The organism is Micromonospora sp. NPDC005197, from assembly GCF_040608295.1.
Lineage (GTDB): Bacteria > Actinomycetota > Actinomycetes > Mycobacteriales > Micromonosporaceae > Micromonospora.
The window spans coordinates 1-8,675 of the sequence record NZ_JBEXHY010000177.1 but is presented as its reverse complement, the minus strand read 5'-3'; the positions used below and the strand labels follow the sequence as shown (position 1 = coordinate 8,675).

Annotated in this window: 7 protein-coding genes; 2 read left to right on the top strand and 5 right to left on the bottom strand. The window is 73.3% G+C overall.

Going from position 1 to position 8,675, the window contains the following annotated elements; translation table 11 throughout:
- Together ABZU46_RS29525 and ABZU46_RS29520 are read left to right on the top strand one after the other, a co-directional pair.
- The coding region (locus ABZU46_RS29525) for a glycosyltransferase family 4 protein (RefSeq protein ID WP_354862877.1) at positions 1 to 1,042 on the top strand (1,042 nt) is incomplete at its 5' end.
- Positions 1,043 to 1,238: 196 nt separating this feature from the next.
- Positions 1,239 to 1,883, top strand: coding sequence for a maleylpyruvate isomerase N-terminal domain-containing protein (locus ABZU46_RS29520; RefSeq protein WP_354862876.1), 645 nt, complete (start codon positions 1,239 to 1,241; stop codon positions 1,881 to 1,883).
- A gap of 946 nt (positions 1,884 to 2,829) precedes the next feature.
- On the opposite strand, the gene ABZU46_RS29515 is transcribed toward ABZU46_RS29520, so the two are convergent.
- The 5 genes from ABZU46_RS29515 to ABZU46_RS29495 all read right to left on the bottom strand — a co-directional run.
- Positions 2,830 to 4,113 carry a citrate synthase gene (locus ABZU46_RS29515; protein WP_354862874.1) on the bottom strand — a complete coding sequence of 428 codons (1,284 nt, stop codon included), beginning with the start codon at positions 4,111 to 4,113 and terminating at the stop codon, positions 2,830 to 2,832.
- A 166-nt stretch (positions 4,114 to 4,279) separates the two neighbouring features.
- A complete protein-coding gene (locus tag ABZU46_RS29510) occupies positions 4,280 to 6,331 on the bottom strand; it encodes a sulfatase-like hydrolase/transferase (protein ID WP_354862872.1) in 2,052 nt (683 codons plus the stop codon).
- On the bottom strand, positions 6,324 to 7,754 hold the full coding sequence (locus tag ABZU46_RS29505) for a class I SAM-dependent methyltransferase (protein WP_354862870.1): 1,431 nt from the start codon (positions 7,752 to 7,754) through the stop codon (positions 6,324 to 6,326). Before ABZU46_RS29505 ends, ABZU46_RS29510 begins: the two co-directional genes overlap by 8 nt.
- A 14-nt stretch (positions 7,755 to 7,768) precedes the next feature.
- Entirely contained in the window at positions 7,769 to 7,918 is a 150-nt protein-coding gene (locus ABZU46_RS29500) for a hypothetical protein (RefSeq protein ID WP_007459587.1), read from the bottom strand.
- A gap of 283 nt (positions 7,919 to 8,201) precedes the next feature.
- A partial coding sequence (locus ABZU46_RS29495) for a GtrA family protein (RefSeq protein WP_354862868.1) occupies positions 8,202 to 8,675 on the bottom strand: 474 nt, incomplete at its 5' end.

The window sequence follows — 8,675 nt, the reverse complement described above, 5'->3', positions numbered from 1 at the left end:
CAACCACACCCTCACCCGCACCGCCCTACGCGCCACCCAGGCCGGCAGCTACGACGTCATCCACGCCCACGACTGGCTCGTCGCCCACACCGCGATGACGTTGCGCGACCACCTGGACATCCCCCTCGTCAGCACCATCCACGCGACCGAGGCGGGCCGGCACCAGGGCTGGCTGCCCGAGGAGATGAACCGCACCATCCACGGTGTCGAGCAGTGGCTCAGCAGCGAGTCCGGTCGGGTGATCGTCTGCTCCGGCTACATGCGCGACGAGGTGGGCGCGCTGTTCGGCGTACCGGCCGGACGCGTCGACGTGGTCGCCAACGGCGTCGAGTCGCACCGCTGGAAGGTGCCGGCGCGGGACGTGGCCGCGGCGCGGGCCCGGTTCGCCGGGGACGGCCCACTGGTCACCTTCGCCGGCCGGCTGGTCTACGAGAAGGGCGTGCAGCACCTGATCGCCGCCCTCCCCCGGCTGCGCGAGCGGCACCCCGGGCTGCGCGCGGTGATCGCCGGCGACGGCCCGTACCGCGCCGAGTTGGAGGCCGAGGTGCACCGCCGCGGCCTGGGTGGCATGGTCTCCATGCCGGGCTTCCTGGGCGGCAATGATCTGCCGGCGTTGATGGCGGCGTCCGACTGCTTCGCGGTGCCGAGCATCTACGAGCCGTTCGGCATGGTGGCCCTGGAGGGCGCCGCCGCCGGAGCGCCCCTGGCCGTCGCCGCCACCGGCGGTCTCGCCGAGATCGTGGAGCCGGGAGCGACCGGGATGACGTTCCGCCCGCACGACCCGGACGGGCTCGCCGACGCCGTCGACGCGCTGCTGTCCGACCGCGAGCGGGCCCGTGCCATGGCCCGCCGCGCCCGCCGGATGGTCCACGACCAGTACGGCTGGTCGGCCATCGCCCAGCGCACCGCCGCCAGCTACGCCGCCGCCATCGCCAACGACGCCGCGTTCACGGCCGAACGCGCCGAGCAGCGCATGTCCCAGGGCCGGGCCCTCCCGGCACTGCCCGAGGGCAACCTGCTCGCCGCCGCCGGCCTGCGCTGACGGTCGGGCTGTTCCGGCCCGCTTGCGCTTGATCGACTCGGGTTCCTTGAAGTCGGGGTGTCCCGGTGCCGGGAATACCGCGACTTCCTGGAAGTCGAGTCGATCACATTGCAGTGACCGGGCTTCGCTGCTCAGCGCCGGCCGCCAGGCCGAGTCGATCACGGCGGAGGTCGGTCGGGCCTGCCAGAATGTGCGGATGTCTCGTCCTGTTGACGCCCTTGATTCCGCCTTTCCGGTCGCCGCCTCCATCGCGCTGGACCTGATCCGGCGCCCCGAGGTGTCCACGCAGTGGTCGAACCCGAGCGCCCTGCCGCACCTGTCCGTGGGCGCCCTGGCGTGCCACCTCGGGCGGCAGGCCGTACGGGCGGCGGAACTGCTGCCGACGCCCGCCGACCTGCCCACGCTGGAGTCGGCGGACAGCCACTACGAGCGGGCCGCCTGGGTCACCGAGGGCACTCCGGACGCCGACGCGGTCGCCGCGGGCTCGGACGAAGCCGACGCGCTGCACGGCCCGGCGGACCTGTACGCCCGCTCCGGCGAGGCGCTGGCGAAGGTCAGCGACCTGCTGTCGCGGGGAGCCGCCGTCGACGTCGTGCCGATCCCGTGGCAGGGCTGGGCCCTGCGCCGCGCCGACTTCCTGCTCACGCGTCAACTGGAGATCGTCGTGCACTCCGACGACCTCGCGGTCAGCGTCGGCGTGCCCACGCCGGAGTTCCCGGCGGAGGTCTTCGACCCCGTACGCGACCTGCTGGTCCGCCTGGCCGTCCGCCGGCACGGCCAGTCCGCGCTGATCGGCGCGCTGAGCCGCAGCGAGCGAGCCCGGGACATCTCCGCCTTCTGAACCCAACGTCCGACGCGCCCCACACCCCGCGCCGCCTCGGGCCCGGTGTCCGTCCCCCGGCCCCTGGGTCTCTTGTTCGTCCCCTGTCGAGCTGCCCCAGATATGGGGCGGGCCGCCGGAAGCGAGAAGGGCGGATCAGCGTCGCCAAAGCGCCGATGAACGTCGCCGAAGCGCGGATCAGCGTCACGGAAGCGCGGATCAGCGTCACCGAAGCGCGGATCAGCATCACCCGAGGAGCCCCGGGGCCCGGACCGCCCCTTGATCGACTCCAGTTCGCCGACCTTGTGGTGTTCCGGCGCTGTTGATACCGCGATATCGGCGACCTGGAGCCGACCATTGGTGAGTCCAGCCCAACCAATCCGCGAGGCCATCCGTCAGCGGGGCAGGCCGGAGATCAGGCGCTTGAAGCCCGTCACGCCCCCGCCCCGCCCCGCCCCGGCCCGCCACGCCCCGCCACGCCCCGGCCCGCCCCGGCCCGCCCCGGCCCGCCACGCCCCACCACGGCCCGCCACGCCACGGCCCGCCTCGCCCCGCCTCGTCCCGCCGCGCCCCGCCCCATAAGTGGGGCAGCTCGACAGGGGCCGAACCAGGGACTCGGGGTACGGCCCGGAGGGCACCGGCCGGGGCAGATCGGCCGGCCCGCAAGCCGGAAGGCCCAGCGGAAGGGCCGCAGAGCGCCAAGCCGCGAGGCCCAGCGAAGCCCCACGGACCAGCCGCGAGGTCCGGCCGAGGCCCCACGGACCAGCCGCGAGGTCCGGCGGAAGTAGAACCCGATCACAAGCGAGAGGGTGAACGGAAGCCCCACGGACCGCCGAGCCGAAAGATCCGGCCGAAGCGCCCGGGCCGCCACGCGAGAGGGCGGGTGGGTACGGCGCAGGCCGCCGGCCCGGATCGGGTCGGCGGCCTGCGGGTGATGCGGGTGGTGCGGGTGGTGCGAGAGCGGAGGTCAGCGCTCGGCGAAGGGGAGGTAGTCCCGCTCGGCGGCACCGACGTAGACCTGCCGCGGACGGCCGATCTTGGTCTCCGGGTCGTTGATCATCTCGCGCCACTGGGCGATCCAGCCGGGCAGCCGGCCGAGCGCGAACAGCACCGTGAACATCTTCGTGGGGAAGCCCATGGCCTTGTAGATCAGGCCGGTGTAGAAGTCCACGTTCGGGTAGAGCCGGCGGGAGACGAAGAAGTCGTCGGCGAGCGCGATCTCCTCCAGCTCCATGGCGATGTCCAGCAGCGGGTCCGGCTTGGCCATCCGGCCCAGCACGTCCTGCGCGGCCTTCTTGACGATCGCCGCCCGCGGGTCGTAGTTCTTGTAGACCCGGTGGCCGAAGCCCATGAGCTTGACGCCGTCCTGCTTGTCCTTGACCTTGCGGACGAAGGACCGGACGTCGCCGTCGCCGGCGTGGATCTGCTGGAGCATCTCCAGCACCGCCTGGTTGGCGCCGCCGTGCAGCGGGCCGAACAGCGCGTTCACGCCCGCCGAGACGGAGGCGAACAGGTTGGCGTTGCTGGAGCCGACCAGCCGGACGGTCGACGTGGAGCAGTTCTGCTCGTGGTCGGCGTGCAGGACGAAGAGCATGTCCAGCACCTTCGACATCACCGGGTCGACCACGTACGGCTCCGCCGGCACGCCGAAGGTCATGCGCAGCAGGTTGTCCACGTACCCCAGGGAGTTGTCCGGGTAGAGCAGCGGCTGCCCGATGGACTTCTTGTACGCGTACGAGGCGATGGTGGGGACCTTCGCCATGAGCCGGACCGTGGAGATCTCCACGTGCTCGGAGTCGAACGGGTCCAGGCTGTCCTGGTAGAAGGTCGACAGGGCGCTCACCGCCGACGACAGCACCGCCATCGGGTGCGCGTCGCGGGGGAATCCGTCGAAGAAGCGGCGCATCTCCTCGTGCAGCAGCGAGTGCCGCCGGATCCACTCGGTGAACTCGGTCAGCTGCTGCTCGGTGGGCAGCTCACCGTAGATGAGCAGGTACGAGACCTCCAGGAAGGAGGACTTCTCGGCCAGCTGCTCGATCGGGTATCCCCGGTAACGCAGGATCCCCGCGTCGCCATCGATGTAGGTGATCGCGGATGAGGCCGCTGCGGTGTTGACGAAACCGGGGTCGTACGTCGTCATCCCGGTTTCCTTCAGCAGCTTGCTCACCCCGATGCCAGCGGGGCCCTCGACCGCGGGATGTACCGGCATCGACAGCTGCCCGCCGGGGTGATCGAGCTTGACTTCCGTCATGTGGTTCCTCGCTTCGCCGGCAGATCTACGTTGAATTGCCTTCGCTTCTACCGTAATTGCGGCTCGGGGGACACTGCCCGCCGTGGTTCGGCGGTGAGGTATGCGTCACCCGATTCCCGACTGAGCAGCCGGGAAACCCGCCCTCCCGCCAGCGGAGGACAGGAGATCAGGACAACGTGAGGCGCCGTAGCGTACCGTCCGCCGCGACCTGGTAGACGTCGAGCTGATTCGTCCCGGCGCGGAACAGCCGGTCGTCGGTGAGCAGCGCGGCGAAGCGGCGGCCGCCCGGGTCGGCCGGCACCACCGGGACCACCGCGCCGATCCGGCCGTTGACGGCGACGGCCAGCAACGTGCCGTCCGGTATCGCGTCCGGCACGTCACCCCAGACCAGCGCCGGGAGGGTGCCGGTGTCCGGGTCGGTCGCCCGGAAGGCGGCCAGGTCGGCGACCTGGGCGCTGCCTCCGGTCGGGCCGGCGCGGACCTCGGTGCCCACCAGGGGGTGCGGTGTCGGCAGCGGCGGCGCGGTGGGCACGCCGCCGGGGAAGGTGACCGCCTCGCCGGGGGTGTCGTAGAAGTGTTTCGTGACGTCGGCGCGGGGAGCCTGCCGGGCGGAGCGGCCGTCGACGTGCCAGGGCAGGCGGATGCCGGCTTCGTCGGCGACGGTGGGCAGCAGGTCGACGTGTTCCCAGTTGCGGTCGTCCACCCGGCCGGTCTGCTGCCCGGGCTCCTTGACGAACATGGGCACCCAGGCGACCTCACCGGCGGCGGCCTTGATGGCGTCCATGCCCCGGCCCTGCGCGCCCGGATGGAAGCTCACCCCGTGGTCGGCGGTGACGACGACGAGGGCCTGGTCGTAGAGGCCGCTGGCGCGCAGCGTCCGCAGGGTCTCCCCGATCAGCCGGTCGGTGTAGCCGAGTTGGGCGAGGTGACGCTGGCGGGCCAGCTCGACCCAGCCCGTGCCGTCGTTGGGCAGGTCCTCCGGGGCGTCGTAGCGGACGCCAGACGGCAGGTACGCCCACGGGGAGTGCGGCATCAGCAGGTGCAGGAAGTGCAGGGCGGGTCGGGGTTGCGGCTTCAGCCCGGCCAGGAAGCTGGTGAACCGGGCCGGCTGGTTGTCGTCGAGGCTGTCCCAGCGGAACTTCGGGTCGGCCGGGACCGGCTCGGCGGCGTCCAGGCCGGCCTCGACGCGGGTCTGCTCCCGGTAGGAGTCCTCCGGGTCGACGCGGGTGTTCGTCGGCCCGGCGACCTGGCCGAGCAGCTTGCCGGTCTCCCGGACGAGCACACCGAGGCCCTGTTCGGGGGTGACGGGCTGCTCGCACCGGCTGGGTGGGCAGAGCCGGGTGATGCTCTCCTGGGCCTGGATGTCGTACAGGCCGCCGAAGGCGGTGAAGAGGTTGTCCGGGTACTGCGAGTAGTGCGGCGCGACCGCCCGCGCCGGGTAGCGGCCGGTGAGCATCGCCGGCAGCGCGTTCGGCGTCCAGCCGCTGACCCCGGTGGCGTTGCGGTACCAGGTCGAGCCTTCGGCCAGCTCGGCGAAGTGCGGGAACCGCGCCGCGTCGATCCGGCCGTCGCCGCCGAGCAGGCTGACCAGCGGCAGCTCGTCGAGGATCAGCATGACCACCGGCGGGTGCACGGCCACGCCCTGCGCGGTGCCGACCGCGCCGCCGTCGCCGCGTGGCAGCACGACCGCCGAGGTGGGCGAGACGAACAGGAACAGCGCCACGAAGGCCACCGGCCCGGCGGCGGCCAGTCGCATCGCCTTGCCCGGCGACCGCCACCGCCGGTGCGCGGCCGCGCCGCCCAGACCGGCCAGACCGGCAAGCACCAGCAGGGGTACGCCCCGAAGCGGCGTCGTGTGCCGGCCCACCTGCACGGCGAGGGCGGCGAGCAGCAGCCCGACCAGCGTCGTGTGGGTGAGCGCGCGGGCGGTGCGGCCGGCCAGTCGGCTCAGTGCGCCGAGCAGCGCCACGGGCACGGTGGGCGCGAGGGCCACCAGGGCGACCAGCAGCAGGATCTGGCCGGGGTCGGCGCGGTGGAAGAGGAAGAAGTCGGGGCTGCGGCCGAGTATGTCCAGCAGCGGCTGGGTGACGACCAGCCCGACCAGCGCCACGATCTCCAGCAGCCGGCCCAGCTCGCCGCGCCAGCCCCGGTCCCAGCGGCCGGGCGTCGGCGGGCCGGCGACGGGTCCCGGCGGGTCGGCGACTGCCGGTTCAGCCACCCATCACCGCCCGGTAGAGCGTGCGGGTGCCCGAGGGCAGTTCCAGTCGGTCGGTGATCCGGCCCCGGGCCGCGAGGAGCCGTTCGAAGGTGTCGCGCCGGTAGTCCGGGAAGAGGCCGTCGGGCTTGTTGGCCAGCAGCCGAGTGGCCATCGGGTCGTCCGGGTGGATGAACTCCACCACCACGGTGCCGCCGGGCGCGCTCAGCCCGGCCAGCCAGTCGACGACCTCCGGCAGCGGCACGTTGCGGCCGATCGCCAGGTGGTGCACCAGGGCCAGGGCGAGCACGACGTCCGCCGACGCCCGCTGCGCGAAGCCGGCGCGCTCGACGCCGCGCCAGCCGCCACCGGGCGACGGGTCGGCCAGGTCGACAACCAGCGGCAGGATCCGTTGCTGGCCCTCGGAGCGCAGCGCCCGGTACAGCTCGTCGACCACGGCCGGGTCCTGCTCGACGGCGACCACGTAGTCGGCGTGCCCGGCGGCCAGTCGGGCGTACCGGCCGTCGTTGGCGCCCAGGTCGAGCACCAGGCGCGGGCGGGCGGCGGCGGCCACCGCGGTGACCACGAACTGCTCCTTGGCGACCCGGTCGCGGGCCGAGTAGCCGCAGGTGCGCTGGTAGTCCGACCAGTGGCTGCGCGACGGACGGTGCTCCAGCCGGCGGACGAGCTTCTCGATGCCGCGTACGGTGGCCGCCTGCAGGTCCCGGGAGTAGCCGGCGGCGCGCAGTTGGGCCTTGACGTCGCTGGTGCTGGCGTCGGCGTTGCGTTGCTGCATGGCGCCGTGCAGGTGCAGGTGGGCCAGGACGCCGGGGCGCAGCCGGCGGGCGCCGCCGAAGAGGGGGCGCAGCTGGTCGGCCTCGATGCCGTCGACCTGGGCGCGCAGCCAGGGCTGGAAGTCCACGCCCAGGTGGGCGGTGAGCAGCAGCGGGTAGAGCACGGTCTGGCAGAACTGCCGGTAGCCCGCCCACGGCTCCCCGTCGCGCAGCGGCTCGAAGGAGCCGATGTCGATGAAGACCGGCTTCGCGCCGCGCCACTGCAGGTTGTAGGCGGAGCCGTCCTTGGTGGTGAAGCCGTTGGCGAGGGCGGTACGCAGGATCTCCAGGTGCAGCAGCGCGGCGTCGCGCAGCATGCCGAAGGACCACTCGTACGGGTGGGAGACGAACGGGATGCGCTCGTGGCGCAGCACCGCCGCCCACGGGGTGCCGGCCGCGGCGGGCACCAGCGCCGGCGGGGCGTCCTCGGTGGCGCAGACCTTGCCCGCCGAGACGAGCGTGGGAAAGAACGGGCTGGCCGCGAGGGTCCGCCAGTGCTCGGCGGCCTGGGCGTCGAGCCCGCGCAGCACCTCGTCGCCGACGTGGAACACCCGGTTGGCGGGGTCGCGGAAGGAGGCGGGCTCGGGGCGTACCCCGGTGGGTGAGGTCGTCATCGTCGCGGCGACCGCTACCGCTGGTCGGTGGGCTGCCGACGGAACCGGTCGACCAGCCGTCGCCAGTAGAGCTTGGCGGCGACCGCGGCGCCGGCCACCCCGCCGACGACGGCCTGCACGATCAGGCTGCCGGATCCCGCGTCCAGGTAGGCCAGATGGATCACCGACCGCTCCTTCCCCTCGCCCGTCTCGACACCGGCGTCCCGGGGAGGCAGCGGTGAGGCTTTTAACCCAGAAAGCCGAACTTGTCCATCACCGTACGCTGCTCGTCTGCGCCGTCGCGGCGACATCGGAGGACTCCCAGCCCGGCCACAGGAAGCGGCCCTCGTCGGTACGCTGCGAAGCTGCGCTGGACACCCGAACGCCGACGAGGACCCCGACGGGCGCCACGCGCGACGCGTCGTCGAGGTCCTCGCGGACGTGCTGGGCGGCTGACCGGCGGCTGTCTCAGCCCCGCCGGTGGTGCATGCCGAGGCGCAGCAGCACGAAGCGCAGCACGGTCGCGGCCAGGTTCGCGGCCACCAGGACGGCCAGCTCCACCGGCCGGGCGGGCACGGCGACGAGAGCGTGCAGCACCGCCAGCGCCCCGCTGGTCAGCGCCAGGCCGAGCGCGAACGCCAGCAGCCCCTGCGCGTGGTGGCGACCGGCGTGCCGGCTGCCGGTGATGCCGAACGTCAGCCGCCGGTTCGCGGCCGTGTTCGCCACCGCCGTCACCAGCAGGGCCAGCAGGTTCGCCGGCTGCGCCCCGAGCGCACCCCGGGTGGCCACGAAGAGCAGCAGGTACGCCAGCGTGCTGGCCACCCCGACGGCGGCGAACCGGGTCAGCTGCCGGGGCAGCCCGACCGGCACCTGCGCCGGCGGCGCGGCCAGCGGCGCCCGGCCGAGCTGCGCGCGCAGCTCGGCCAGCGGCAGCGCGCCGGT